The sequence below is a fragment of the Herbidospora cretacea genome, assembly GCF_001570605.1.
Classification (GTDB): Bacteria; Actinomycetota; Actinomycetes; order Streptosporangiales; family Streptosporangiaceae; genus Herbidospora; species Herbidospora cretacea.
Map to the genome: position 1 here is coordinate 43,589 of NZ_BBXG01000024.1, position 25,989 is coordinate 69,577.

A 25,989-nucleotide genomic window follows, 5' to 3' on the forward strand; every position below is an offset into this window, starting at 1 on the left:
CGCGGTCGTGGAGAGGTAGCTTCGTGGTCATCTCACCTGCCCAGAGGCGGAGGACTCAGTCCTGCCCCCGGCCATGGCTTCCAGGGCGACGACGACGATCTCGCCCAGCCGCGCGCCTTTCTCCACTTCGGAGCGGCTCCACCTGTGACGAGCGTGCGTGTAAAGACTGAGCACCCCGATGACCTCACGGCCCTCGACCAGGGGCACCGACAGGACCGAGCCGCTCAGGGGCGCCGCGTCGCGCGCCAGAACCCAGCCGTCCTCGTCGGTGGCCCCGATCATGCGGAGCCGGTCGGAGTCGTCGAGCAGGCGAAGGGCGGCCCCGTCGACCCCGGAGAGGTCGGCGACACCACGCAACACATTGGCAAGCAGAAGCTCAACGCCGGGCCCCGACACGTAGCCACCCCAATGAAATGAGAAAAGGCCCGCGGACACACGGCGGATTCACTGCTGGCCAAGCCTAGTGGCCCGTCTTGATCGCGACTAGCCAAACCCCGGTTTTCGCCCGAACCGATAGGTAACGGGGTGCGTCTTACCGGTATGTGGCGTCGCCTCCTCCTCGCGCTCGCGATCGTGGCGGGCACGGTCGTGCTCCACCCGGACCCGGCCCAGGCGTGCAGTTGCGCCCCGCTGACCACCGGCCAGCGGATGGGTTCCTCGGCCGTGGTGTTCACCGGCACGGTCACCCGGCTCGACGCCCCGGTCGAGCTCTTCTCCCCGGATTTCCCGAACGTCTTCACGTTCCATGTGGACCACGCGTACAAGGGCGCGCCGACCGCCGCACTGGAGGTGACCTCGCACACCCAGGGACCCGCCTGCGGCATGCGGTTCGAGCCCGGCTCCCGCTGGCTGATCTTCGCCCGGTCCGAGGACGGCAGCCTGGAGACCGGGCTGTGCAGCGGGAACGTGCCGATCGCCAAGGGCGGGAAGCCGCTCACCGCGGGCGACCTGCCCGCCGGAAAGGACGCCGCGCTGATCGCGGCGCTCGGCCCGGCCCGGCAGGTCGCGGTGAGCCCGCCCGAGCCGGCCGTAGTGTCGCGGCGGCTCCCCCCGGGCCTGCTTCTCGGGGTGGCCGGGGTGGTGGGCCTGATCGCGCTGGTCAGCTGGGGAACATACCGCCGGTCACGTTCACGAACGACGCGGTGATCCCGGCCGCCTGGTCGGAGGCGAGGAACGCGATCGTCGAGGCGACCTCGGCCAGCTTCGGCGACCGCTTCAGCATCCGCATCTGGGCCATCCCCGCCAGCAGGCCCTCCAGGCCCGCCTCGTCGACGACCATGTCGGGGTTGACGGCGGCCAGCTTCTCGGGGGTGAACGTCTCGGGGATGCCGGCCACCCAGATCCCCAGCACCCGCACCCCGTCGCCGCCGATCTCGAAGGCCAGGTTGCGGACGAAGGTGTCGATCGCGGCGTCGGCCGGGCCGGTGCCGCCCATCATCGGGCTGTTCACGCCGGAGCCGCTGCCGCTGTCGAGGGTGAGGATCACGCCGCGCCCGCGGCCTGTCATGTGGCGGGCGGCGGCCCGCGCGGTGATGAACGTCGTGCGCAGCCCGTTCTCCACCGGCTTGAGCAGGTCGTCGACGGACATGTCGATGAGCGGCGTGCCCTGGACGTCGCCGCGCGGCACCAGGTTGAGCGAGACGTCGATGCCGCCCCGCGCGGCCACCTCGGCGGCGTGGGCGTCGACGGCCGCCTCGTCGAACGCGTCGACCACCGCGACCTCGGCCCGGTCGCCGGTGGTCTTGGCTCTGATGGTCTCGGCCAGGGCGTCGAGCGGCTCGCGGGTGCGGCCGGTGAGGAACACCCGGGCGCCCTGGCGGGCGAACTCCTCGGCCACCGCCGAACCGATCATGCCGCCGGCGCCGTAGATGATCGCGTTCTTGTCCTGGAGCATGTCCTTCTCCTTGTCAGTTAGGCCTTTCACTGACGCGTCGCCCGGCGGAGCGCGGATTCGACATCGGCTCGGCGGATTTCTCTACGAGTTCTGCGGCTCGGCGACCAGGGTGTGTCCCGGCCGGTAGAGGACGGCCGACGGCTCGTCGACCGTGATGCCGGCGACCGTGCCGGGACGCCAGAAGTTCACGGCGGTGAGGCCGCCCGCGGTGACGGCCTGGCAGTCGGGCGTGTTGGCCACGACGGCGACCCGGGCCGCCTTCGTGGTGGCCAGGTCGGCGTTGGGCAGCAGCGCGTAGAAGTAGCTCGCGCCGGCCGGGTCGGTGCCGTGGTCGAGCCAGAGCGTGGTGTACTCGCCCTGCTCCACGTGGAGGGCGCCGTCGAAGACGTAGCCGCCGTGGCCCTCCAGGTGGGCCCAGCCGTCGCCGACGGTGAGCCGGGCGCGGGTGCGGCGGTTGTCGACGATCGTCTCGACCGGGACGCCGTCGCGGCAGGTGATGCCGGCGCCGAGGCAGACCACCATGTCGTCGAGGAAGACCCACGACTTGCGGGCCTCCAGAGTGCTCTCCAGGCCGAAGAGGTGCTGGCCGACGGTGGCGTACGTCCCGTCGGAGGCGCCGCCGACCCATCGGGCGGGCGGGCAGTTCTCGCCCCAGGCGCCGCCCGCGCCGTCGGGGAGGCGTTTGGTCGAGACGGTCGTGCCGGGCAGCCGGTAGGGGTCGACGGTGTGCCAGAAGTCGCCCGAGTAGTGGGCGCCGTGGCCCTCGCCCCACCAATAGAGCATCCCGGCGCCGGTGTGCCAGCCGCGCGGGTTCTCGCCGTTGCCGTGTTCGTAGTGGGCGACGCGGTCGGAGGCCATGCTGAGCGCGGCCACCCAGGTCGGGCGGCGGTGGACCGCGCGGGCGCTGGCCCGCATGAGCCGGTGGCCGACCGGCTGGGGGCGGGCCGGGACGCCGAGGAGGTCGATCGCGTCGGCGAAGGCCTGGCCCCTTCTCCGGTCGCCGTCCGGCCTGCGGGAGATGGCCCGCCCGCTGACCAGGTCCATCATCCGGCCCTCGTGGAGGAAGGGCAGGAAGGAGTGTCCGACGCTGTCGACGACGTTCTGGAGGGCGGGGTCGGTGATCTCCCAGGGGGTGTTCCGCACCGTCGCGCGGATCGCGCCGATGCCGTGGAGCATCGAGACCCCGTAGGTGCCCTGGTAGGGGACGGTCGAATGCTGGATGAAGCTGCCGTCGCGATAGAGGCCGTCGCCCTCGGTGACGTAGCGGAAGACGGGCGAGAGCGCCTCGACGGCCCGCCCGATCTTGGCGGGGTCCCGCGACAGGATGCCGTTGAGCAGCGTGACCAGGCACAGGTCGGTGCGGTTGGCGCCCGTGCTGGTGCCCGAGTAGAACCACAGCCGCCACGGCGGGACGAAGTGGTCGACCGCCGCGATCAGGTCGTCGCTGCGGTGGCCGACGAGGATCGCGACGTCGAGCAGCCGCTTGGGCAGCCCGATCTCCCAGTTCCACCAGTTCCCGGTCTTGGCCGCCCCGGCGTGGTAGGCCACGCGGACCGCCCGGTCGACGGCCTCGCCGACCTTCCGGGCGAGCGCCGGATCGCCGGTCTGCCGGAACTCCCGCGCCATCGCGTGTTCCGGCCAGAGCACCTGGCCCCGGGACGAAACGGACACCCAGTTGCGCTCCAGCGCCCTCCAGACGTCGTTCGGCCTGCCGGACGCCGCCAGCAGAGCCCCGGCCACGAATTCCCGCCGCGAGAGCACGATCTCAGCCTAGGGTAGGAACATGCGTACTTACGTTCTAATACCCGGCGGCGGCTGCGGCCCCGGTTACTGGGATCGGCTGGCGCCCCTGCTCGACGGCGAGGTCATCGCCCTCGACCTGCCCACCGCAGACGAGTCGGCCGGCCTGACCGAATACGCCGACGTGGCCGTGAAGGCGATCGGCGACCGCGACGACGTGGTCGTGGTGGCCCACTCGCTGGGCGGCCTGACCGCTCCCCTGGTCGCCGCCCGGGTCCCGGTGCGCGAGATCGTCTTCATCACCGCGATGATCCCCAAGCCCGGCGAGAAGGGCGGCGACTGGTGGGAGCGCAGCGGCTACTCCGCGCTCGGCGTCGACATGAGCGACGAGAACGCCACCTTCTACAACGGCGTCGACCCCGAGGGCATCGCGCTCGCCAACGCGGCCGTCCGCGACCAGTCGGGCGGCCCGATGGTCGAGCCGTGGCCGCTGGAGGCGCTGCCCGACGTCCCTATGAGGTTCCTGTTCTGCACGGAGGACCGCTTCTTCCCCCTCGACTTCATGCGCCGCATGGTCGCCGACCGCCTCCCGGGCGCGGTCACCGGCGAGGTCCCGGCCGGTCACATGCCCATGCTCAGCCACCCGAAAGAGGTGGCCGACTTCCTCAACCGGTCCTGACCGAGAACAAATGGGATCCCGACGGCAAATTCCACCTCAATCAGAGCGTGTCACCCGCCTAGGATCGCCTGTGTGCGTTTAACCCCATTCGTCACTGCCCTCGTCTTGCTGCTGGTCATGGGGGCGGCCCCGGCGAGCGCCTACCCGATCGACAATCGCGTCCTGTCCCACAACGCGCTCTACCGGACCGGCCAGCTCGCCTTGGCCGACTGCCCGGAACCCCCGTTACGCGACGGCGACGCGGCCTCGGCCCGCCGCTACGCGACGGCGGTGACGAACTGCCTCAACGAGGCCTGGGGTACGCACTTCCGCAGGAACGGGCTGCCGTTCGTCCCGGTCAAGATCAGCTTCCAGGCGAGGCCGAAGGCGTTCTGCGGCCGGAAGTGGGGGGACGCCGCCGGACGCTACTGCGACGGCGAGCGGCGGTTCATGCTCCTGCTCGACAAAGGCGCGCTGGCCGACTCCTCCAACCTCTACCTCTACCTGGTCATCGCCCACGAGTTCGGCCACCACCTGCAGAACCTGACGGGCATGTCGGAGGCGTACCGGACGCACCCCTACCACTCCAAGGCCGAGCTCTACCAGCAGATCCGCCGCAACGAACTCCAGGCCGAGTGCCTGGCCGGAGTGTTCTTCGGGGCGGTGTGGCCGTCGCTGGGCCGCAGCGACGCCGACTGGCAGTATCTGCGCGAGCTCGACGGCACCGGCCACAGCCGCACCCATGGCCGGGGCAAGAACGTGCTGAGGTGGCTCGACGGCGGCTTCGCCACCCGGAAGCCCGGGACGTGCAACACCTGGACCGCCAGATCGGCGAAGGTCGCCTGAGGTGTTACTCCACCTGGCGCTCGCGCTGGCGGTCGGAACCGCCCACCCCATCCTCGACCGGACGCTCGTCGACAACCCGCTCTACCGGGCGGGCAAGATGGCCAAGGTCACCTGCCGGGAGAAGCCGATCTCCTCGATGAACCGGCCCCAGGCCAGGAAGTACGTCGAGGCGCTGAACGCCTGCCTCAACAAGGCCTGGCGGGCCCACCTGAAGAAGATCGGCCTGCCGCTGACGGACGCGGGCGTCGGCTTCATCAACAGCCGGAAGACCTACTGCGGGTCGCGGTGGGAGGCGAGCATCGCCGGCAAGTACTGCAACCGGGAGTTCGGCTACGTCATCCTCCTCGACCGGAACCTGCTCCAGTACCCCGGCAGCCTCTTCATCTTCCACTTGGTCGGCCACGAGTACGGCCACCACATCCAGAAGACCACGGGTCTCCTCGACGCCTTCCAGGCGTATCCGAGCGGCGGCGACCGCGAGACCGAGGAGCAGACCCGGCGATCAGAGCTCCAGGCCACGTGCCTGTCGGGCGTGTTCATGGGCAGCGCCTTCGGCTCGCTCGGCAGGCCGGCGAGCGACGTGACCGAACTGAAGGACATCATCCGCGGCAGCGGCGACGACTACTGGAAGACCCACGACCACGGCACAGGCAAGAACCAGGTGAGCTGGTTCACCCGGGGATTCGACTCCCGCGATCCGAAGTCATGCAACACCTGGACCTCCAAGCCCGGCAAGGTGGCATAGATGCACGCGCTCCTCGTCTCCCTCCTGCTGGTGGGCGGCACGGCCTACCCCGTCGACGACCCGGTCCTGACCGGCAACCTGCTCTACCGGGCCGGGCAGATGGCCGAGATCGACTGCCCGGAGAAACGCGTCGCCCCCGGCAACCGCGACCTGGCCAGGAAGTACGTGCGGTCGATCGTGGACTGCCTGAACACCGCCTGGGCCGACCACATGGCCAGGGTCGGGGTGCCGATGCCGCCGGCGGGCGTCGGGTTCGTCAACCGGCCCGAGGTCCGGTGTGGGGTGATGTGGCGGCAGAACATCCAGGGCCAGTACTGCCCGGCCGACCGCCGCTTCGACGTCCTGCTCGACCAGCGCCTGCTGGCCACGCCCCACGACCTGAGCACGTTCCTGCTCGCCGCCCACGAGTACGCCCACCACGTCCAGCACATGACCGGGATCCTGTGGGCGGAGGTCAACCTCCCGACCTCCGGCCAGGCCGAGGAGCTGGAGCGTTCCCGCCGGATCGAGCTCCAGGCGGAGTGTCTGGCCGGGGTGTTCATGGGGAGCACCTGGAAATCGCTGCGCCGGCCCGACTCCGACGTGCGGGATCTGCGCCGCATGATGGCCCTCGACGACGACGGCGCCGGGATCAACGGCAGCCACGGCTCGCCGCGCAACCGGGAGACGTGGTTCACGCGCGGGTTCGAGTCGCGGGACGCCAAGTCGTGCAACACCTTCAATGCAAGCGAACCGAGGGTGGGCTGACGCCTACGCTGAGCACGTGGACACCCGGCGCGGCGAGGACGCCAGGGCGCGGCTCGCCGCGCGGCTGCGTGAACTGAAGGAAGCGACCGGCCTGACGCTCAAGCAACTGGAGATCGCCAGCTCCAGGACGCCCCGGCGGCAGCCCGGCCAGGACCCGCTCCGGGTCGCGCACAGCACGATCGGCGACATGATCAGCCTCACCGGCCGCCACGTGCCGAAACGTCCCCACTTCGAGGTCGTCGTCGACACCTGCCTCCGGCTGGTCAGGCAGAGCGGGCGGCCCCTCCCGGCGGGCCTCGACGACCTGAGCGCCTGGGACGCCGTCTATCGAGCCGCTCTGGACGAGGCCGCGGACGCGCCGCCGCCCCGTCCGGCCGCGCGACCGCCCAGGACCCCCGAGCCGCCCTACCGGGGGCTGGAGTCGTTCCGGCCCGCCGACGCGCGCTATTTCTTCGGGCGGGACGAACTGGTCGGCACCCTCCTGGACCGCGCGGGCGACGGCGGGATCCTGGTGGTCACCGGCGCGTCGGGGTCGGGCAAGTCGTCGGTGCTGCGGGCGGGGCTGCTGCCCGCGCTGGCCCGGGGGTCCGGCCCGCCCGGCGTGATCCTCGATCCGGGGGCCGATCCGGACCGCTCCGGGCTGGCGGGCCGGGTGGTGATCGTCGACCAGTTCGAGGAGGTGTTCGCCGCCCCGGAGGAGCGGCGCCGCGACTTCATCGCGTTCCTCGGCGAGCTCGCCGACGGCGTGGCGCAAGTGGTCGTCCTGGGCCTGCGGGCCGACTTCTTCGGCCACTGCGCCGCCCACCCCGTGCTGCTCCCGGCGCTGGAACGCCCCGTGGTCGTGGCGCCGATGGACCGCCCGGCCCTGCTGGAGGTGATCGAGGCGCCCGCCCGCGTCGCCGGGCTCACCCTGCAGGACGGCCTGGCCGACCTGCTCCTCGACGACCTGCGCAGCGACCGCGACCACGCCGAGGCGGTCGGCGTGCTGCCCCTGCTGTCCCACGCCCTGCGAGAGACGTGGAACCACCGCGAGGACACCACCCTGACCCTGGCGGGCTACCGCGCCACCGGCGGCATCAGCCGCTCGCTCGCCCAGACCGCCGACGCCGTCGTCGACCACCTCGGCCCGGCCGACCGGCGGGTCGCACGGAACCTGCTGACCCGGCTGGTCCAGGTCGGGTCCGACACTCCGGACACCGCCCGGCGCATCCCCCTGTCCGGCCTGGTGGCCGAGGAGGGCGAGGGGCGGGTGCTCGACCATCTCGTCCGGGCCAGGCTGGTGACCGTCGACGCGGAGAGCGTGCAGATCGCCCACGAGGCCCTGATCCGGGGCTGGCCGCGATTACGGATCTGGCTGGAGGAAGACCGGGCCGACCTGCTGGCCCTCCAGGAACTCACCGCCGACGCCGCCGACTGGGACCGCAACGGCCGCGACCCCGCCTACCTCTACTCGGGGACCCGCCTGGCGAACGCCCCCGCCCGCGCCGCCACCACCGTCACCGCCGAGTTCCTGGCCGCCGGCCGCCGCGCGGCGTCGGCCCGCCGCCGTCTCCGCCGCACCCTCACGACCGTGCTGGCGGCCCTGCTGGTCATCTCGCTGATCACCTCCGTGACGGCGGTCCGGTTCTTCCTCGACGCCACCGACCAGGCCGACGCGGCCCTGTCGGGCCGGCTCGCGGCGGAGTCCGTATCCGCCGCCGAGATCGATCCGGCCACCGCCCTGCGCCTGGCCGCGACGGCGTGGCATGTCGCACCGACCGAAGAGGCCCGGCTGGCCATGCTCAACGTGCTGGCGAACCCGATGAGAGCGGTGCTGACGGGACACATCTACTGGGTCCGCGCCGTGGCCTTCGCCCCGGGAGGCCGGATCATGGCCACGGCCGGCGACACCCGGATCATGCTCTGGGACACCACCACCCACGATCCGGTCGGCCAGCCCTTGCCCGGCGAGGCGAACCTCACCTCGGTCGTCTTCAGCAGTGACGGCGGCACGCTGGCCGCAGGTGACGAGCAGGGCAAGGCCTGGCTGTGGAACGCGGCGACCGGCCAGCCGGCGGGCGAGCCGATCGTCACGGGATCGGAGAGCGTCAACTCGGTCGCGCTGACCCCCGGCGGCGAGACCCTGGCCACCGCCGGCGACGACGGCGTGGTCCGGCTGTGGAGCACCTCCACCCGCGCCGAGGTCGGCACCCTCGACCAGGGCGCCTCGGTGTCAGGGGTGGACTTCGGCGGGAACGGCCAGATCCTCGCCGCGTCGGCCGACGACGGCACCACCCGGGTGTGGGACGTGGCCCGAGGCAGCATGGTCGCCGAACTGCGCGCCGGACCGGACCGAGCCGCCACGGCGGTCGACATCAGTCCCGGCGGCGACCTGGTGGCCACCGCCCACGCGGACGGCACCACCGGCCTCTGGAACGCCCGCACCGGCGACCTGGTCGCCGCATTCCGCGGAAACGGAGCCGCCCTCAACGCCGTCGCCTTCAGCCCGGACGGCGAACTCCTGGTGACCGGCGGAAGCGACGGAACGGCCCGCCTGTGGAACGTCGACACCCACGAGGAGGCCGGCCAGCCACTCAGCGGGCACAACGACCAGATCTTCGGCGTCGCGTTCGGCGCCGACGGCCGCACCGTGGCCACGGCCGGGGCGGACCAGATCACCCGGGTGTGGGACGTGTCCCTGCCACGGCAGGTCGCCCAGTCGTTCGGCGACGGCTCCGCCCCGGTCAACGACCTCGACTTCACCAGCGACGGCGGCACGCTGGCGAGCGCCGGCCAGGACGGCGGCGTCCGGCTGTGGAACGTCGCCTCTCGGAAGCTGACCGGCCCTCCCCTCGTCCTCCCCTGGGAGATCACCGGCGTCGACATCAGCCCCGACGACCGGCTCGTCGCCGCGAGCGCGGGAGAACGCCAGTACGGGGCGACCGGCTGGCTGCCCGGCGACGGCCAGGGCGTGGCGAAGATCTGGGACCTCGGCACCCGGAAGCAGATAGGGCCGGACCTGGCCGCTCAGGGCCCGGTCGTCTCCGCGGTCGCGTTCAGCCCGGACAGCCGGACCCTGGCCACGGCCGGTTTCGACAGGCTGGCCCACCTCTGGGACGTCGACACCGGACGGGAGATCAGGCGGTTCACCGGCCACACGTCCTGGGTCGACACGGTCGCGTTCACTCCCGGCGGTGAGACCGTCGTCACCACCGCCCTCGACAACACCATCCGGTTGTGGCGCACCGCCACGGGCGACCCGGTCGGCCGGCCCATCACCGGCCACACCAACTGGGTCAAGGGCCTCGCGATCAGCCCCGACGGGAAGACCATCGCCACGGTCGCCGACGACAAGACGGGCCGTCTGTGGTCGCCGGCCACCCAGCGGCAGCGCGGCCGGCCCCTCATCGGCCACGAGAACATCTACCTGAACGACGTGGCCTTCAGCCGTGACGGCGCCTTCCTCGCCACCGCGAGCGCCGACAGGACGGTCCGGGTGTGGGACGTCGCCACCCAGAAGCAGCTCGGCCCGCCCATCCGGCACCCCGCCGTCGTCAGATCGGTGGCCTTCAGCCCCGACGGCGCCACCCTGGCCACCGGCGCCGAGGACGGACAGATCCGCCTGTGGAACGCGACCTTCCCGACCGACCCCTTCCGCTCGGTCTGCGAGGCCGCGGGCCGCTCGTTCACCCTTGACGATTGGGCCGGGGACCTGCCCGATGACCGGGCCCACCAGAAGATCTGCTGACCGAACCGCCGACTGACGACGGCCCCGGTTCCCTGCCGGAAGTTCACCGGCGATCTGCGCCTGGTGCGGCAGACCATCCGACGCCGTCGGACAGCTCGTAGCCGACCGGAAGGGCCTCTCACCTGCGGTTACGCGGCGGCTCGGCGTAGCCGTCCGACAGGGGCTGCCCGGATGGACGCCGGCCCCCGAACGTGGGTGACGTGAAAGCCGGAAGCCACCAGAAAGCGAGTGATCCCTCGATGCCCTCGACCGCACCTCTCCGACGCACGGCCTTAGCCGTGGTCGCCGCCCTCGCCCTGGCCCTGACGTTCCTCCAGCCGCCCGCCCCGGCCGCCGCCGGCACCGCGACCCAGTTCGCCGCCGCCTCCGGGCGGGTGCAGTGCGCGGGGCTGACCTGCCGGTACTACTTCAGCCAGGCCAGGACCGCGAAGATGAAGACCACCCTCGACGCCCGGGAGTGGACCGCCTCGGCCGCGCTGCAGATCATCTGCTTCCGCATCCCGCACAAGGTCGTCGCAGGGGCCTGCGTGCTGGCCTTCTCCTGGGTGTACGACCGGGCCAGGGCCGAACTCGTCAACGCCTACGAGATGGGCGGCTGCCTGGTCGTCCAGGCCCGGGTCAGTCTGCGGAGGTCGGTGACGTTCGCCAGCGCTCCCCCGTCGGACAGCCGCTGCTTCTGACCTGCCTCGCCTGAGAAATGAGAAAAGCCCCGGCACGATGTGTCGGGGCATTTTCGCTGGAGCAAGAGATGTGGTCAGGGGCGGGGTCGAACCGCCGACCTACCGCTTTTCAGGCGGTCGCTCGTACCAACTGAGCTACCTGACCCAAGCGGTCCTGACGGGACTTGAACCCGCGACCTCCACCTTGACAGGGTGGCGAGCACTCCAAACTGCTCTACAGGACCTTGCTTTGCTACTCGGCTTCCGGCGTTTCGCTTTCGGCTTTTGTAGCTTACCAGTTCTTCGGAGGTCTTCGACCTGCGTTTTCCTGGCCTTACTGCAGTGCCCCCAACGGGATTCGAACCCGTGCCGCCGCCTTGAAAGGGCGGTGTCCTAGGCCGCTAGACGATGGGGGCGCAGAGATTGCTCTCTGTCCTTACCGCGCTCCGTCGGGGACTTCTGAAGCATAGAGGACGTTTGCCCTCCGTGCCAAAGCGACCGGCGACGGGGTGTCGGAGATCGTTCCCGATGGTGATGGGACGTTCCCCGGCTCCGGGAAAATTGTACGACCTGGATCGGCCTCGATTTCACGCCGGATGTCGATTCGTTGCTCTCCGAACCCTCCGACGGTCACGTCGTCCCAGGCCTGAAGCCTGCGAGTGTCCTTGCTGAAGTACAGAACAGAAGCCTGGAGAGGGGTCGGATCCTCGTGTTCGAGGCCCCGCAGACCGGCTCCGCCGGTCGAACCCTGGATCATCAGCCGGGTCCCGGTAGGCGAGAGTTCGGTCGAACGCGCGTGGACGTGACCGGCCAGCACCAGCGACACCGACCCGTAGAAGGACCGCCCGATGGTCGGGTCGTGGACGGCCACCAGATCCACCGGGGAACGCTGCGGCGCCGTGGTGGACGACGAGCGGGGCCATTCGGGCGGGGCGACGCCCGCGGCCTTCTCGCGGCCGAGGGCGGCCAGGGACGCCGGGTCTTCGTCGCCCTCGACCGACTTGTCGGGGGTGAAGCGGGGGTCGCCGATGCCGTAGATGCGCAGGCCCGCCACCTCGGCCACCCGGTCGTCGAGGACGATCGCGTTCTTCTGCTGCTCGACCGCCTTCTGGGTCGCCATGGAGTCGTGGTTGCCGCGCACGAACACGTAGGGGATGCCCAGGTCGCCGATCTCCTCGACGTAGGTGTTCTCGATCTTGGTGCCGTGGTCGCTGATGTCGCCCGTGTCGATGACCAGGTTGATCTTGAACTGGTCGATCAGCGACCGGACCACGTTCCAGCTCGGCGGGTAGATGTGCAGGTCGGAGATGTGCAGGACCCTGATGGTGTCGGGGTCGGGGTTGTAGATGGGGAGGGTCGAGCCGGCTTCGTACAGGCGGCTGATGTTCGTGACGAGCTTGGCCAGCTGGCCCCGGTATTCGGAGAACTTGGTGACGATCGACTGGGCGTTGCCGACCAGGGAAGGGACACCGGTCAGCAGTCCCGTGTAGCGGGGTTCGGCGATCGCCTGGGGGTTGAAGCTCATCGCGGCCGTGACGGCCATCGCGGCGACCACGACGATCGCGCCCAGCGCGCTCCACAGGCCCTGGAAGAAGTCGCGGAAGACGATCAGCCCGGCCACGAACCCGGCGACGACGGCGCAGATCACGGCCCTGATCAGCAGGTCCTGTACGCCGCCCATCAGGTCGGTCTCGATGGTCTCGGGCAGCCGGTCGGCCCATCGCGGGTTCTGCAGGATCTCCTCGGCGGCCTCGGGATGGACCGCCTCGATGCTCAGATTGAGCTGCACCGGCCCGGAGTGGGTGTCGAACCGGAGCGTCCCCAGCGGCCGCACGTCGACGACCGTGCCCCCGTCGAGGGAGGGGCGCAGGGCCATGTTGATGTCGGCGGGCCCGATGGGCGTCTGCACGGCCGCGCCGAACAAAAGCCCCAGCCACGCTCCGGCCAGGGCCACCACGATGATTGTCAGAATCCGGACGAAACGGCCCCTTAGGAACCGGATCACGGACTCCCCCCACTTCGGCAAATCCACGTTCCTTCCTGTCTACCCGAAAACCACGGGGAAGTAGATTTGACGTGTGATCGACGTCTCGAGGAGCAAATTCGAGGAACTCGTGGCCGAGGCACTCGACCTGATCCCACCTGATCTGGCCAAAGTCATGGACAACGTCGTGGTCGTGGTCGTGGACGATCCGCCGGAACAGGGCCTCCTCGGTCTCTACACGGGCATTCCGCTGACGGAGCGGGGCGAGTGGTACTCAGGGGTGCTTCCCGACCGCATTGAGATCTACCGGAATCCGACCTTGGCAATCTGTGAAACCGAGGCTGACGTGGTGGAGGAGGTGCAGATCACGGTCGTCCACGAGATCGCCCACCACTTCGGCATCGACGACGACCGGCTCCACGAACTCGGATGGTAGTCGCAGGGTTGCCATTCGCGAGCGCGATAGGCACTGTAGGTGACATACTGAACACAGTCTGTCAGCTATGGCCTGAGCTCAGCGGAGAGAAATGGCGGCCACGAAGCCCGGAAAACTGCCGGGGAAACACCGCCGTCCAGCGGAGCGCCAAGCGACTTACGGCGAAGTCATCGCGATCAAGGAGTTCCGGGCCCTGTGGCTCGGACAAGGGCTGTCGCTGCTCGGCGACCAGCTCGCCCAGGTCGCCCTTGCGGTGCTCGTCTACAACCGCACCCAGTCGGCGCTGGCCACGGCGGCCGTCTACGCGCTGACCTATCTGCCGCCGATCCTCGGCGGCCCCCTGCTGGCCGGCCTCGCCGACCGCTATCCGCGCCGGCGGGTCATGCTCGTCTGCGACGTCGTGCGGGCGCTGATGGTCGCGATCATGGCGATCCCGGGCACCCCGTTCGCGGCGCTGTGCGTGCTGGTCTTCATGGTCGTCCTGCTCAGCGCGCCGTTCTCGGCCGCGCGGGCGGCGCTGCTGCCGGAGATCCTCGAAGGCGATCGTTACGTCGCGGGCAGCGCCCTGCAGAACATGACGAACCAGGCCGTCCAGATGCTCGGGTTCGCCGCGGGCGGCGCGGTCATCGCGGGTCTGGGGCCCTATCGGGCGCTGGCGCTCGACTGCGCCACGTTCCTGGCCTCGGCGCTCATCATCGTCGCCGGGGTGAGCCGCAGGTCGGCCACGGTGTCCGCCGACGGGGGGAAACCGTCGATGTGGACGATGACCGCCGCGGGCGCCAGGCTGGTCTTCGGCGACCGGCGGCTGCGCACCCTCGTCCTGTTCGCCTGGCTGTGCGGCTTCTATGTGCTGCCCGAGGGCATCGCGGTGCCCTATGCGGCGCAGCTCGACGACGGCGGTCTCCCGGTGCCCGTGATCACCGGCCTGCTCATGGCGGCCATGCCGACGGGGACCGTCCTCGGGGCGTTCCTGTTCAGCAGGTTCGTCACACCCAGCACCCGTCTCAAGACGATGGGCTGGATGGCCATGCTGACCTGCGCTCCATTGGTCGTGTGCGCGATGCGCCCGCCTTTGGAGATCGTGCTGGTGCTGTGGGTCCTGTCCGGCGTGGGAGGCGCGTACCAACTCGCGGCCAACGCCGCGTTCGTCCAGTGCGTGCCCCCCGAACGACGGGGTCAAGCGTTCGGCCTGGTTCAGTCAGGCCTGCTCGCCTCGCAGGGTGTCGGCATCCTCATCGGCGGTGCGCTCGCGCAGGTCCTCGGTCCGGAGCCGGTGGTGGCGCTGGCCGGGGTGGCCGGGCTGAGCGCCGCGGCCATCCTGGCCATCGCGTGGACGGAGTCCCGAACGGAGATCATCGCCAGGGTGCACACCTCGTGATCAGTCGTTCGGCTGCTTCGTCTGGGCGTAGGGGTGAGCGGCGTACGGGTCCACCGGCTGCGAAGGAGCCGTGTGGCCGTTCGGCGACTTGGTCGCCTTGGCCCACCCTTCCTGGGTCTTGTGCTTGACGTCGAGCCAGACCGGGTTGTCCTTGTTCTTGTCGATGAGGTCCTGGACGATCGAGGCGTCCTTCTCCTCGCTCGGGATCAGGAGCCAGGCGACGGCGTAGATGCCGACGCCGAGGCCGCCGAAGAACGTCGCGACCGCAAGGACGATCCGGAGAATGTTGGCGTCGATGCCGATGTACTGGCCGACACCGGAACAGACACCGGCGACGATCCGGCCGTTACGAGTCCGGCGAAGCTGCTTGACGTGGCCACTGGGCTGTATCTCGTTCATGTCCATAGCGTGCCCCTTTTGTCGTCTATGGCACATCGGGATTCCCCCTGGCCCTACCCCGACCCCGCCCGGATACGCTGCGTTCATGGACCTTCTCAACCTCGATGACCGGCTCACCGACGACCAGCGTTTGGTCAGGGACACCGCTCAGGGGTTCGTCAGGGACTCCGTGCTCCCCGAGGTCGCCACGTGGTTCGAGGAGGGCACCTTTCCGGCCCGTGAGCTGGGCCCCGTCCTCGGATCGCTCGGCATGCTGGGCATGCACCTGAACGGCTACGGGTGCGCCGGGCTGGACGCCGTCTCCTACGGAGTGGCGTGCCGGGAACTGGAGGCGGGCGACTCGGGGTTGCGGTCGTTCGTGTCGGTTCAGGGTTCGCTGGCGATGTTTCCCATTTGGAAATACGGGTCTGCTGAGCTCAAAGAGGAATGGCTTCCTGGAATGGCGGCCGGGACGACGATCGGGTGTTTCGGGCTGACCGAGCCCGACCACGGCTCTGACCCTGCCAACATGAAGACCTTCGCCAAACAGGACCCCTCGGGCGACTGGATCCTCAACGGCTCGAAGATGTGGATCACCAACGGGTCGGTGGCCGACGTCGCCGTGGTCTGGGCGCAGACCGACGAGGGGATCCGCGGGTTCGTGGTGCCCACGTCGTCGCCGGGGTTCTCGGCTCCGCTGATCCACCGGAAGCTCTCCCTTCGGGCCTCGGTGACCTCCTCCCTCTACTTCGACGACGTCCGGGTGCCGGCTTCCGCCGTCCTCGACGTCGTGGGGCTGCGCGGGCCTCTCTCCTGTCTGTCGGAGGCCCGGTACGGGATCCTGTGGGGTGTCGTCGGGGCGGGACGGGCCTGTTTCGAGGCGGCTCTCGAGTATTCCAAGACGCGGGTGCAGTTCGGGAAGCCGATCGCCGGGTTCCAGCTCACGCAGGAGAAACTGGCGTGGATGGCGGTGGCGCTGGGGCAGGCGGGGCTTACGGCGCTCCATTTGGGTGACCTCAAGGACGCCGGCACGCTTCGGCCCCAGCAGGTGTCGTTCGGGAAGCTGGCCAACGTGCGGGCGGCGCTCGATGTGGCGCGGGAGGCGCGGTCGGTGCTGGGGGCCAACGGGGTGACGCTGGAGTATCCGGTGATCCGGCACATGAACAACCTGGAGTCGGTGCTGACGTACGAGGGGACCCAGGAAATCCACACGCTGGTGCTCGGGGAGGCGCTGACCGGGGTGGCGGCGTATCGGTGATCCGGCCGGTAGGGTGATCACAGGGAACTGCTTCGCTCCGGTGAGACGATCGCTGTACCCTGCTAGGCGAGGGGTGCTAGCTCAATGGCAGAGCTCCGGACTTTTAATCCGTAGGTTCAGGGTTCGAATCCCTGGCGCCCCACTTTCGTCACGGCTTGTGGTTGACGCCCTCCGGGCGGCTGTCACAAGCCGTTCCTTCTTTCTACGGGGGGACGACCCCCCGAACCCCCCGCTGACAGGGGGCTGCGCCCCCTCACGCTCCCCCTGGCCGCGTTCCGCGTCCTCGCGTCGCTGCGCTCCGGTGTTCGCTCCGCTCACCGGCGAAGGGCTCCGCCCCTCGCGGACCTTGGAAAAGGCCTCGCTTCGCTCGGATCGTGCTCGCTTCGCTCGTTGTATCTTCCTGAAGCCGCGCACTCCTATGTTCGAGGTCATCGACGGCGATCCGAGTGACACGCGGGAAGGAAGACTCCTCAAGAGCGTGATGGGTTTACCGCGTCCCCAGAGGCATTGAGCATGAGTATGGCGTTGACCTAGAGATTTCGGGTGATTACTTTCTGTGTCACTATTCAGTGCGAGAACATGGAGTCTCATGATCCGTTCCCCCTTACGCAACGGTGCCGCAGGAATGGTGGCCGTCCTGGCCGCAACCCTTCTCACGGCGACTCCTGCCGCGGCAGTGACGCGGACCGTCGGCATCGAGGTTGGGTCGTGGCGATGCCCTCGCGGCGTCCACAGCATCGTCCGGGTCGACGTGTTCGCGACTACCACGTCCGCGCCAAGCGTCAACGGTTCCTGGTCGGGCTCGGCTCTCAAGGCGAACGTCGAGGTGAGGGGCGTACCCGCAAACGGGGGCCAGGCCCGCTTCGTCGCCGCGTACCGCTGCAAAACCCAGTTCTTCGGACTGCCGAGTAGCGTCTACCCCGCCGAAGGGCTGCGCTGGATCTACGGCTCGGGTTACCAGCCGAGCTACCTCATGTAGTCAGGACACTGCCGATGGCGCCAGGAACGGCGCTGTCGCCGGCCCGGCTATTCTTGATCCGGTCGGGTCGGCAGTTCAAACCCCGTGACCTGCTATTTCGAACGGCCCAACCGGCTGCGGCTGTAAAACGCACGCTGCGACCTCATTGCTCTGACCCAGCGGCCTCCCGTTGCCGAGCTTTGGGTAGGTGTATCGGCTGAGCTCACCCAGTTCCAAAGCCAGGCCCCTCAGCGGGGCCTGGCTTGCGCACACTCAGGCTGAGGCGCCAGAGCTCGGCCAAGCAAGGCTGTCGCGTGCTTCGAGGGTGTCCGGGTGGTCCGAACCGAGCAGCCGAGATCTGGCCTTGACCGCGTGCTCCAGAAGGACTCTGGCCTCGGCGAACTCGCCGAGGCGCAGGAGAGTGATCGCCAGATTGTTCTCCGTAGTGAGCGTCTCGGGATGGGCCATCGAAGAGGCGGGGCGCTTTCATCCAGAGCAAGCGCCTCGGGCTACCCGATTGATATTCTCGCGGCCGGTGAAGCAGCCCCGCATCGCTTCGCTTGAAGGAACGGGGAACGCGCGGGCTCTCTGGCGGGGAGCGTCAAGGACAGCGGGAGCCCTTGACTGCGTCGTCGACGCTCGCTGGCGGTTCGGTCGTGACCGATCACCCACCGCGCCAGGCCGTTAGGCGAGCGAGGTTAAGGGCACGGGCAGAGAGTGCCTGGGGAGAAGGAACAGACCTTACCCGCCCAGGCGCAGGGACCACGGCAGCCGCGGAGCGACGGATCAGCCCACCTCGCCGAACTCCAAGACCGCGCAAGCGGACAACGCGACGGGTCCCGGCCGAGGTCGCCCGCCACCCATGCTCTTCGGCGGTGCGACTGCGATGAAGGAGGACAACCCATGAAGGCAGTCGTCTGGCACGACACCGGGCGGATCTCGCTGGACGAGGTCCCCGATCCGAAGATCCAGGAGCCCGAGGACGCGGTCATCCGTATCACCGCCAGCGCCATCTGCGGGACCGATCTCCACATGGTGCGGGGCACCATGCCGGGTATGCGGCCCGGGACGATTCTGGGGCACGAGGCGGTCGGGGTCGTCGAGGAGACCGGGCCGCAGGTGCGGAACTTCAACGCCGGGGATCGGGTTCTGGTCTGTTCCACGATCGGGTGTGGGCGGTGTGTCTACTGCCGGGACGGTTATTACGCCCAGTGTGACGTCGTCAATCCCGGTGGGACCGCGTTCTTCGGGGGGCCGGAGGCCACCGGGCCGTTCGACGGGCTGCAGGCCGAGTACGCCAGGATCCCCTACGCCCACACCGGGCTGGTCGCCGTTCCGCCGGGGGTCAGTGACGAGCAGGCTCTCACGGTCAGTGACATCTTCCCGACGGCCTGGTTCGGCGCTCGGCTGGCCGAGGTCGGGCCGGGGGACGTGGTCGTCGTTCTGGGGGCGGGGCCGGTGGGGCAGCTCGCCGTGCTGTCGGCCCGGATGCAGGGGGCGGGGCGGGTCATCATCGTCGACGGCAACGCCGACCGGCTGGAGACCGCGCGGCTGCAGAACGCCGAGACCGTCGACTTCAACGCGGAGGATCCGGTCGCGGCGGTGAAGGAGCTGACCGGGGGCGTGGGGGCCGACCGGGTGATCGACGCGGTGGGGGTCGACGCCGAACCGCCGAGCCGGGACCGGGAGAAGGCCGGTCACGATCTGTGGGAGCCCGGGGAGGCGCCGGATCAGGCGCTGCGGTGGGCGGTCGAGATGGTGGCCAAGGCGGGCACGATCGGCATCGTCGGCGTCTATCCGGAGGGGTTCGGGAGTTTTCCGCTCGGGACGGCCATGAACCGCAACCTCACCGTCAAGATGGGCAACTGCAACCACCGGCGTTACGCTCCTGGGCTGCTCAGCAAGGTCGCGGCCGGGTCAGCCGATCCGACCACGATCCTCACGCAGCAGGAGACGATGCCCGGCGTGCTGGAGGCGTACGAGGCCTTCGACCGGCGTGAGCCCGGCTGGACCAAGGTCGCCATCGAACTGGGCTGAGACCCCCAACCCCGGAGTGGGCTCGCACATGGGACGGATAGCAGCGGAGACGCTCATCGCACGTCTGGCCGACTGAGGGGTCGACACCGTGTTCGGCCTCCCGGGCGACGGCATCAACGGGATCGGGTGCGTTTCGTGCTCGTGCAGCACGAGGAGGCCGCCGCGTTCATGGCCACCGGGTAAGCGAGGGCCACCGGGAGGATCGGGGTGTGTGCCGCCACGTCGGGGCCCGGCGGCATCCACCTGCTCAACGGCCTGCACGACGCCAAGCTCGACCACGCGCCGGTGCTGGCGATTCACCGGGATGCAGGAGACGTCCGTGCTGGGCACGGCCTGCCAGCAGGAGGTCAATCTCGACCGGTTATATGAGGACGTCGCCGACGTACAGGGGACGGACGACGGCGCTCAGCGGTGGAGCAAGCCGTGGGCGAACAGTTCGCTGTCGAGGTGGGTGAGGTCGCCCTGGCGGTAACCGTTCTCCATGGACCGGAGCATGGCCTTGGCGATGCGGACGCCGCCGGGATGACGGCGGGCGAGTTTGCGGGCCAGCACGCCGGTCGCCCGGGTGAGCTCCTCTTCTGGGACGACCTGGTGGAGCAGCCCGTATTCGAGTGCGGTGGGGGCGTCGATGGCGTCGCAGGTCAGCACGAGGTGGCGCAGGCGGGAGAGCCCGATGTCCATGGCGAGCCGCGCCGCTGTGCCGCCCCAGGCGGGCGGGATGCCCAAGGCCAGTTCGGGGAGGCGGAAGGTGGCGGTGTCGGCGCCGACGCGCAGGTCGCAGTGGGCGGCCAGGCAGACACCCGTGCCCGCCACCGGGCCGTGCAGCCGGGCGACGGTGACGGCGGGGCTCTCGGCGATCGCGCGGCACACCCGGTGTCCGAGGGCGGCGGCGCGGCGGACGTCGTCGGGCCCGTCGTCTCCCGAGGCCAGGGTGACGAGCTCGCCGATGTCGCCGCCCTGGCAGAAGCTCGGCCCGTCGCCGGACAGCACGATCACTGAGGCGGGTTCGTGACCCCGGCCCGGGTCGGTGAGGGTGTGGTAGGCCGTGACGATCTCGCCGAGCGTCCGGAGGTCGATCGTGTGGTGCGGGGGCGGGCAGCTCAGCCGGACGTGAGCGACGCGCCCGTCGCGTTCGACGGTGACGGTCATGTCAGCGTCACCTCCAGCTTGGTGATGTCGCGGAAGGCCAGGCCCCTGGGCCGGACGGGCGGGGCGGCCAGGGCGAGGCGGGTGCCGAAACGCCGAAGCAGCAGCGGGAGCACGGCCTCGGCCTCGGCTTGGGCGAGCCGGGATCCGAGGCAGTAGTGCGCGCCGAGCCCGAACGCCAGTGACCTGCGGGAAGACGTGCGGTTGGGGTCGAAGCGGGCCGGGTCGCCGGCCTCCTCGGGATCCCGGTGGGCCGCTCCCACCATCAGGTGGACGGCCTGGTCCTCGGGGACCGGCGATCCGTGCAGGGTGGCGCCGGGTCCCGCGACGCGCACCAGGATCTGCACCGGCGGGTCCCAGCGCAGGATCTCGGTGACCGCCCGGGGGACGAGATCGGGGCGCCGCGTCAGTTCCCGGGCCTGATCAGGGTGCGCGGTCAGGGCCAGCACCATGGAGTTCAGCATCGAGCTGGTGGTCTTCCAGCCGGCGATGATCATCGTCTGGGCCTGGATGGCCAGCCAGTGGCGGTGGTCGTGGCCGACCGTCTCCAGCAGCGCGGCCAGCAATCCCGGCCGGGGCCTGCGCCGGGTCTCCTCCACCATGGCGCGGCAGTGGTCGTACAGCTGCCGGGTCTGCTCCTCCAGTTCCCGCAGTTCGCCGCGGCCCGGCGAGATCTCCAGCATGAGCTGGCTGTCACTGGCGAGTTTGCCCAGCGTCGCGGGGTCGTAGAACGGGTCGCCGAGCAGATCGGACAGCACCTGCAACGGCAGCGCGTCGGCGATCAGCTCGGCGTGGTCGGCGGTTCCCCACTCGTCGAGCCGGTCGGCCAGCCGGTCGACGGCGGCGGCCGCGTGCTCGTCGATCACCGGCTGGAGGTCGCGCACGGTCCGGGCGGACAGGTGCCGCATCACCAGCGCCCTCTGGTCGCCGTGCTCGGGCGGGTTCAGCTGCATGAGCGCCTCCGAGACGACGCCCACCATCGGGTAGTCCCGCCACCGGGGCACCCATCGGTCCTTCCACCCGGGATCCGGCATCCGCCAGCCGGGTGACCCGATGATCTCGGCGCACGAGGCGTAGTCGGTCACCAGCAGGGCCCCCAGCGGCGAGGGGACCACCGGCCCGAGCTCGCGCAGCCGCTCGTAGATCGGATAAGGGTCCTGCCTGCCCTGGCCGGACCGCAGCCGCACGAGCAGCCTGCCGACCTCCCTCTCTGTCATCGTCCACCCGTCCGTCCGTGCTGCTCCTTTGTTAGTTGAAGCATCAAGTACGTTTCGGCGGACGTACTCGGCCTTGATCAAGAACTGGCGAGAAGTTCTCCGGAAAAACGGGTAGGGCGGGACAATGGGTATCGACCGCATCGCGGAGCCGTGGGGGGCGCGCACCCCGTACGGACCGGGAGAAACGTGGCCCATCCGGGTCGACCAGCAGCTCGCCGACGGGCTGGACGCGGGCGACGTCGACAGCTGGGTGCCGAGCGCGGCCGTCCTGCACAGCAACGGCGACGGGCTGGAGATCGCCGTCAAGGACGGCCGGATCGCCGGGGTCCGGGGGCGGGCCGACGACCGGGTCAACCACGGCCGCCTGGGTCCGAAGGACCTCTTCGGCTGGCAGGCCGGCAACTCGCCCGACCGCCTCACCCGGCCGCTGGTCAGGGAAAACGGCCGGCTCGTCGAGGCGAGCTGGGACACCGCGCTCGGCCGGGTGGCCGGCAGGGTCCGTGAGCTGCTCGACGAACAGGGGCCGAGCGCTCTGGGCTTCTACACGAGCGGCCAGCTGTTCCTGGAGGAGTACTACACGCTCGCCCTCATCGCCCACGGGGGGCTGGGCACCAACCACGTCGACGGCAACACCCGCCTGTGCACCGCGACGGCCGCGGCGGCGCTGAAGGAGTCGTTCGGCTGCGACGGCCAGCCCGGCAGCTACACCGACATCGACCACGCCGACGTCATCTGCCTCTACGGCCACAACATGGCCGCCACCCAGACGGTCACCTGGAGCCGCGTCCTCGACCGGCTCGCCGGGCCCAACCCGCCCGCCGTGATCTGCGTCGACCCCCGCAGGACGCAGGTGGCCGAGGCCGCGACCGTCCACCTGGCCAACCGGCCGGGCACCAACGTGGCGCTGATGAACGGCATCCTGCACGAGATCATCGCGACCGGCCGGATCGACCAGGGCTACATCGACGCCCACACGGTCGGCTTCGACGAGCTGAAGCGCCAGGTGGCCGACTATCCCCCGGAGAAGGCGGCGCTGATCTGCGGCGTGCCGGAAGACGACCTGCGCCGGGCCGCCACGATCATCGGGACCGCCGAGCGGCTCCTCTCGACCGTCCTGCAAGGCTTCTACCAGGCCAATCAGGCGACCGCGGCGGCGGTGCAGGTCAACAACGTCCATCTGGTACGCGGCATGCTCGGCCGCCCCGGCTGCGGGGTGCTCCAGATGAACGGCCAGCCGACGGCCGAGAACACCCGTGAGTGCGGCGCCGACGGCGACCTGCCGGGCTTCCGCAACTGGTCGAACCCCGACCACGTGGCCGAGCTGGCCCGGATCTGGAACATCGACCCGATGGACATCCCGCACTACTCGCCGCCCACCCACGCCATGAAGATCTTCCGCTACGCGGAAGAGGGATCCATCAAGTTCCTGTACGTCATGGGCACCAACCCCGCCGTCTCCCTGCCGGAACTGCGCCGCATCCGGGAGATCCTCTCCAGGGAGGACCTGTTCCTGGTCGTCCAGGACATCTTCCCGACCGAGACCACCGAACTGGCCGACGTGGTGCTCCCGGCGGCGGCGTGGGGCGAGAAGACCGGCGCGTTCACCAACGCCGACCGGACCGTCCACCTGTCGGAGCGGGCCGTCGACCCTCCGGGTGAGGCCCGTTCCGACCTCGACATCCTGATCGACCTGGCCCGGCGTCTCGGCCTGACCGACCGCGACGGCGCCCCGCTGATCAAGTGGCACGACGCGGAGGGCGCGTTCGAGGGCTGGAAGGCCTGCTCGAAGGGCCGCCCCTGCGACTACAGCGGCCTGACCTACGACCGGCTGCGCCGGGGCGGGGTGCAGTGGCCGGTCACCGAGGAACACCCGGAGGGGACCGAGCGCCTGTACGCCGGCGGCGCGTTCCGCAGCGCCCCCGACGACTGCGAGGCCTACGGCCGCGACCTGATCACCGGCGCTCCCTTCGAGGCGACCGAATACCGCGCGCAGAACCCCGACGGGAAGGCGATCATCCGCGCGGCCGAGTACGTCGCCCCGCACGAGTCCCCGAGCGGGGAGTTCCCGTTCTGGCTGACCACCGGCCGGTCGCTCTACCACTTCCACACCCGCACCAAGACCGGGCGCGCTTCCGAGCTCCAGGCCGCCGACCCGGAGGTCTGGGCAGAACTGTCCGCCGAGGACGCCGGGCGGCTGGAGGTGGCCGAGGGCGACCTCGTGCGGGTGACGACGCCGCGCGGCGCGATCACCGCGCCCGTGCGCGTCACCGGAATCCGGCCGGGCGTGGTCTTCGTGTCGTTCCACTACGGCTACTGGGACCGCGACGGCGGCGACCACGACCGGGCGGCCAACGAACTGACCATGACCGACTGGGACCCGGTCTCCAAACAGCCGATCTTCAAGACGGCCGCCGCCCGGGTGGAGAAGGGAGGACGGCCGTGAAGTTCGAGCTGCTGATCGACGAGCTCCACCGGTCGGAGGACGAGCTCGCGCGGGCCCTGCTCGCCATGGCCGACCGGCACCGGGCCGACCACGAGACCTACCACGTCGCCCGGGACCTGGCCGCCTGGTCGGCCGGCCACCTGCGGGAACTGGCCCCGGCCGGGAAGGAGTTCGGGCTCGACCTGGCGTCCGGCCTTTCCGGGGAACCGGTGTCGCTGGTCCGGGAGTGGCTCGGCCACCGGGAGCCGTCGGTCCTGCTGCTGGCCGACTTCCGTTACCTCTACCGGCTGACCGCCGGGGTGTCGGCCGACTGGGAGCTCCTGGCCCAGGCCGCCCAGGGCGCGCGGCGGGCCGACCTGCTGGCGCTCACCCAGCACTGCCATCCGCAGACGCTCCGCCAGCTGCGCTGGGCCAACGCCCGGTTGAAGGACTCGGCGACGCAGCCACTGGTGAGCTGAAAATGCTTTAAAAGTGAACAATTAAGGCTGATGCCAAATGCGTTGACCTTATGCGATAAATTCGCCATTCTGGCGCAATGCGCACATTACGTCCCCTTGCGGGAGTGATCCTTACATCTGCTCTCCTGACCGGTTACGCCGCCGCGCCGGCCGCCGCCTCCGTTCAGGAATCCGCCACGGTCTCGCAGGTCACGGCTGCGGCGCGGCCGGGCAACGGCAAGGTCCTTTCCGACCGCATCAGCGGCGGGGAGGGCATTTTGAAGATCAAGAATGGCACCGGCAAGGACGGGGTCGTCACTCTCGTCCGGGGCAAGTCCAAGGCGTTCAGCCTCTATGTCCGGGCGAAGTCGACCGCCAGCTTCAAAAGGGTGGACGACGGCACGTACACCGTCTACTTCACCACCGGATACCGATACAGCACGTCGAAGCGCAAGTTCACCAAGAGCGCCTCGTACCAGCGCTTCACCGACCGGCTGAGGTTCAACACGACCTCGACGTCGTCGACCATCTGGACGCTCACCCTCAACCCCGTCAAGGGCGGCAACGCCCGCACGACCGGCGTCAACCCGAAGGACTTCCCGAAGTAATTTTTGCGGGGTCAGAAACATTGCGGGGTCCGCAAAATCCGGTAGTGTTCGGGGCATGGGTACCGAGGACGGCGAGCGCGGGGGGCTGCGCGAGCGCAAGAAGCAGGAGACGCGCATCGCGCTGAGCTGGGCCGCCGTCCGTCTCACCATCGAGCGTGGGCTGGAGAACGTCCGGGTGGAGGACATCGCCGCCGAGGTCGGCGTCTCTCCCCGGACGTTCAACAACTACTTCTCCAGCAAAGGCGAGGCGATCGCCGCCCGCCATCTCGAACGCGCCCGGTCGATCGCGGCCGAGCTGCGCGCCCAGCCGGCGTCCAAGCCCCTGTGGGAGGCGATCAACGACGCGGCGCTGGCCCGCTTCGCCCTCGGCCAGGAAGGCGACGGCCGGAACACCCACGACCAGCAGTGGATCGCCGGCGTCCGCCTGATGATCGCCGAACCGGCGCTCCAGGGCGAGATGATCAAGGCCAGTGCCGCCGCCGAGGCCGAGTTCGCCGCGGCGGTCGCCGAACGCACCGGCACCGACGTCACCAGCGACATGTATCCCAAGCTGGTCGCGGGCGCGGTGACGGCCGCCTTCGGCGTGGCCGTCGAACACTGGCTGCGCGCCGATCCCTCGGTCTCCATCATGACTCTCGTGTCCGAGGCCCTGCACCGCCTCTCCGCCGGTCTCCCCGCCCCCTGATCCCACCC

24 protein-coding genes, 4 tRNA genes and 1 pseudogene are annotated in these 25,989 nt (G+C 69.9%); 18 read left to right on the forward strand and 11 right to left on the reverse strand.

Going from position 1 to position 25,989, the window contains the following annotated elements; all coding sequences use genetic code 11:
- Window positions 1-27: 27 nt before the first annotated feature.
- Window positions 28-360: a GAF domain-containing protein gene (locus AW270_RS32890; protein WP_061300034.1), complete on the reverse strand. Its 333-nt coding sequence runs from the start codon at window positions 358-360 to the stop codon at window positions 28-30.
- A 180-nt stretch (window positions 361-540) separates the two neighbouring features.
- Here AW270_RS32890 and AW270_RS32895 point away from each other — a divergent pair, with 180 nt between their 5' ends.
- Entirely contained in the window at window positions 541-1,146 is a 606-nt protein-coding gene (locus AW270_RS32895; protein ID WP_061300035.1) for a hypothetical protein, read from the forward strand.
- Here AW270_RS32895 and AW270_RS32900 read toward each other — a convergent pair.
- Both AW270_RS32900 and AW270_RS32905 read right to left on the reverse strand, forming a co-directional pair.
- Window positions 1,100-1,894: an SDR family NAD(P)-dependent oxidoreductase gene (locus AW270_RS32900; protein ID WP_061300036.1), complete on the reverse strand. Its 795-nt coding sequence runs from the start codon at window positions 1,892-1,894 to the stop codon at window positions 1,100-1,102. The genes AW270_RS32895 and AW270_RS32900 overlap by 47 nt on opposite strands.
- Window positions 1,895-1,975: 81 nt before the next feature.
- Complete coding sequence (locus AW270_RS32905) at window positions 1,976-3,655, reverse strand: polysaccharide lyase 8 family protein (protein ID WP_061300037.1); 1,680 nt, start codon at window positions 3,653-3,655, stop codon at window positions 1,976-1,978.
- Window positions 3,656-3,677: 22 nt separating this feature from the next.
- On the opposite strand from AW270_RS32905, the gene AW270_RS32910 reads away from it, so the two are divergent.
- The 6 genes from AW270_RS32910 (at window position 3,678) to AW270_RS32935 (ending at window position 11,037) form a co-directional block, all read left to right on the forward strand.
- Window positions 3,678-4,313 (forward strand): alpha/beta fold hydrolase, encoded by a 636-nt coding sequence (locus AW270_RS32910; protein ID WP_061300038.1) that lies wholly within the window; start codon window positions 3,678-3,680, stop codon window positions 4,311-4,313.
- Between the two features lie 72 nt (window positions 4,314-4,385).
- Window positions 4,386-5,138 (forward strand): neutral zinc metallopeptidase, encoded by a 753-nt coding sequence (locus AW270_RS32915; protein ID WP_157522969.1) that lies wholly within the window; start codon window positions 4,386-4,388, stop codon window positions 5,136-5,138.
- Window position 5,139: 1 nt separating this feature from the next.
- Window positions 5,140-5,883 carry a neutral zinc metallopeptidase gene (locus AW270_RS32920; RefSeq protein WP_061300040.1) on the forward strand — a complete coding sequence of 248 codons (744 nt, stop codon included), beginning with the start codon at window positions 5,140-5,142 and terminating at the stop codon, window positions 5,881-5,883.
- On the forward strand, window positions 5,884-6,630 hold the full coding sequence (locus AW270_RS32925) for a neutral zinc metallopeptidase (protein WP_061300041.1): 747 nt from the start codon (window positions 5,884-5,886) through the stop codon (window positions 6,628-6,630). It begins immediately after the preceding gene.
- Between the two features lie 16 nt (window positions 6,631-6,646).
- Complete coding sequence (locus AW270_RS32930) at window positions 6,647-10,357, forward strand: nSTAND1 domain-containing NTPase (RefSeq protein WP_061300042.1); 3,711 nt, start codon at window positions 6,647-6,649, stop codon at window positions 10,355-10,357.
- A 278-nt stretch (window positions 10,358-10,635) separates the two neighbouring features.
- Window positions 10,636-11,037 (forward strand): hypothetical protein, encoded by a 402-nt coding sequence (locus tag AW270_RS32935; RefSeq protein WP_061300043.1) that lies wholly within the window; start codon window positions 10,636-10,638, stop codon window positions 11,035-11,037.
- A gap of 71 nt (window positions 11,038-11,108) precedes the next feature.
- Here AW270_RS32935 and AW270_RS32940 read toward each other — a convergent pair.
- The 4 genes from AW270_RS32940 to AW270_RS32955 all read right to left on the reverse strand — a co-directional run bounded on the left by AW270_RS32940 (window position 11,109) and on the right by AW270_RS32955 (window position 12,970).
- Window positions 11,109-11,182, reverse strand: a tRNA-Phe gene (locus tag AW270_RS32940).
- 4 nt (window positions 11,183-11,186) lie between these two features.
- Window positions 11,187-11,261 (reverse strand) — tRNA-Asp (locus AW270_RS32945).
- A 98-nt stretch (window positions 11,262-11,359) separates the two neighbouring features.
- A tRNA-Glu gene (locus tag AW270_RS32950) sits at window positions 11,360-11,432 on the reverse strand.
- A 20-nt stretch (window positions 11,433-11,452) separates the two neighbouring features.
- Window positions 11,453-12,970: a metallophosphoesterase family protein gene (locus AW270_RS32955; protein WP_245674980.1), complete on the reverse strand. Its 1,518-nt coding sequence runs from the start codon at window positions 12,968-12,970 to the stop codon at window positions 11,453-11,455.
- 124 nt (window positions 12,971-13,094) lie between these two features.
- Between AW270_RS32955 and AW270_RS32960 the strand changes: the two genes are divergently transcribed.
- Both AW270_RS32960 and AW270_RS32965 read left to right on the forward strand, forming a co-directional pair.
- The gene (locus AW270_RS32960) at window positions 13,095-13,436 is read left to right on the forward strand and encodes a metallopeptidase family protein (protein ID WP_061300044.1); all 342 of its coding nucleotides are present in this window, start codon (window positions 13,095-13,097) and stop codon (window positions 13,434-13,436) included.
- 91 nt (window positions 13,437-13,527) lie between these two features.
- Window positions 13,528-14,814: an MFS transporter gene (locus tag AW270_RS32965; protein WP_061300045.1), complete on the forward strand. Its 1,287-nt coding sequence runs from the start codon at window positions 13,528-13,530 to the stop codon at window positions 14,812-14,814.
- On the opposite strand, the gene AW270_RS37130 is transcribed toward AW270_RS32965, so the two are convergent.
- A complete protein-coding gene (locus tag AW270_RS37130; protein ID WP_245674981.1) occupies window positions 14,815-15,213 on the reverse strand; it encodes a PspC domain-containing protein in 399 nt (132 codons plus the stop codon).
- An 85-nt stretch (window positions 15,214-15,298) separates the two neighbouring features.
- Between AW270_RS37130 and AW270_RS32975 the strand changes: the two genes are divergently transcribed.
- The 3 genes from AW270_RS32975 (at window position 15,299) to AW270_RS32985 (ending at window position 17,429) form a co-directional block, all read left to right on the forward strand.
- Window positions 15,299-16,450: an acyl-CoA dehydrogenase family protein gene (locus tag AW270_RS32975; RefSeq protein WP_061300046.1), complete on the forward strand. Its 1,152-nt coding sequence runs from the start codon at window positions 15,299-15,301 to the stop codon at window positions 16,448-16,450.
- A 70-nt stretch (window positions 16,451-16,520) separates the two neighbouring features.
- Window positions 16,521-16,592, forward strand: a tRNA-Lys gene (locus AW270_RS32980).
- Window positions 16,593-17,039: 447 nt separating this feature from the next.
- A complete protein-coding gene (locus AW270_RS32985) occupies window positions 17,040-17,429 on the forward strand; it encodes a hypothetical protein (RefSeq protein WP_157522976.1) in 390 nt (129 codons plus the stop codon).
- A 252-nt stretch (window positions 17,430-17,681) separates the two neighbouring features.
- Here AW270_RS32985 and AW270_RS42210 read toward each other — a convergent pair whose 3' ends face one another.
- Window positions 17,682-17,876: a tetratricopeptide repeat protein gene (locus AW270_RS42210; RefSeq protein WP_061300048.1), complete on the reverse strand. Its 195-nt coding sequence runs from the start codon at window positions 17,874-17,876 to the stop codon at window positions 17,682-17,684.
- A 435-nt stretch (window positions 17,877-18,311) separates the two neighbouring features.
- Between AW270_RS42210 and AW270_RS32995 the strand changes: the two genes are divergently transcribed.
- Window positions 18,312-19,445 carry a zinc-dependent alcohol dehydrogenase gene (locus AW270_RS32995; protein ID WP_061300049.1) on the forward strand — a complete coding sequence of 378 codons (1,134 nt, stop codon included), beginning with the start codon at window positions 18,312-18,314 and terminating at the stop codon, window positions 19,443-19,445.
- Between the two features lie 88 nt (window positions 19,446-19,533).
- A pseudogene (locus tag AW270_RS42320) lies at window positions 19,534-19,824 on the forward strand (thiamine pyrophosphate-binding protein); the annotation flags it as partial.
- Between the two features lie 26 nt (window positions 19,825-19,850).
- Here AW270_RS42320 and AW270_RS33000 read toward each other — a convergent pair.
- Both AW270_RS33000 and AW270_RS33005 read right to left on the reverse strand, forming a co-directional pair.
- Window positions 19,851-20,594: an enoyl-CoA hydratase/isomerase family protein gene (locus AW270_RS33000; RefSeq protein ID WP_061300050.1), complete on the reverse strand. Its 744-nt coding sequence runs from the start codon at window positions 20,592-20,594 to the stop codon at window positions 19,851-19,853.
- A complete protein-coding gene (locus AW270_RS33005; RefSeq protein ID WP_061300051.1) occupies window positions 20,591-21,808 on the reverse strand; it encodes a cytochrome P450 in 1,218 nt (405 codons plus the stop codon). Before AW270_RS33005 ends, AW270_RS33000 begins: the two co-directional genes overlap by 4 nt.
- A 124-nt stretch (window positions 21,809-21,932) precedes the next feature.
- Here AW270_RS33005 and AW270_RS33010 point away from each other — a divergent pair, with 124 nt between their 5' ends.
- From AW270_RS33010 to AW270_RS33025, 4 genes are all read left to right on the forward strand, one after another.
- Complete coding sequence (locus tag AW270_RS33010) at window positions 21,933-24,251, forward strand: molybdopterin oxidoreductase family protein (protein WP_061300052.1); 2,319 nt, start codon at window positions 21,933-21,935, stop codon at window positions 24,249-24,251.
- Window positions 24,248-24,709 carry a hypothetical protein gene (locus tag AW270_RS33015; protein ID WP_061300053.1) on the forward strand — a complete coding sequence of 154 codons (462 nt, stop codon included), beginning with the start codon at window positions 24,248-24,250 and terminating at the stop codon, window positions 24,707-24,709. Before AW270_RS33010 ends, AW270_RS33015 begins: the two co-directional genes overlap by 4 nt.
- A gap of 104 nt (window positions 24,710-24,813) precedes the next feature.
- Complete coding sequence (locus AW270_RS33020) at window positions 24,814-25,296, forward strand: hypothetical protein (RefSeq protein WP_157522979.1); 483 nt, start codon at window positions 24,814-24,816, stop codon at window positions 25,294-25,296.
- A 55-nt stretch (window positions 25,297-25,351) separates the two neighbouring features.
- Entirely contained in the window at window positions 25,352-25,981 is a 630-nt protein-coding gene (locus tag AW270_RS33025; RefSeq protein WP_061300055.1) for a TetR/AcrR family transcriptional regulator, read from the forward strand.
- Window positions 25,982-25,989: the final 8 nt, after the last annotated feature.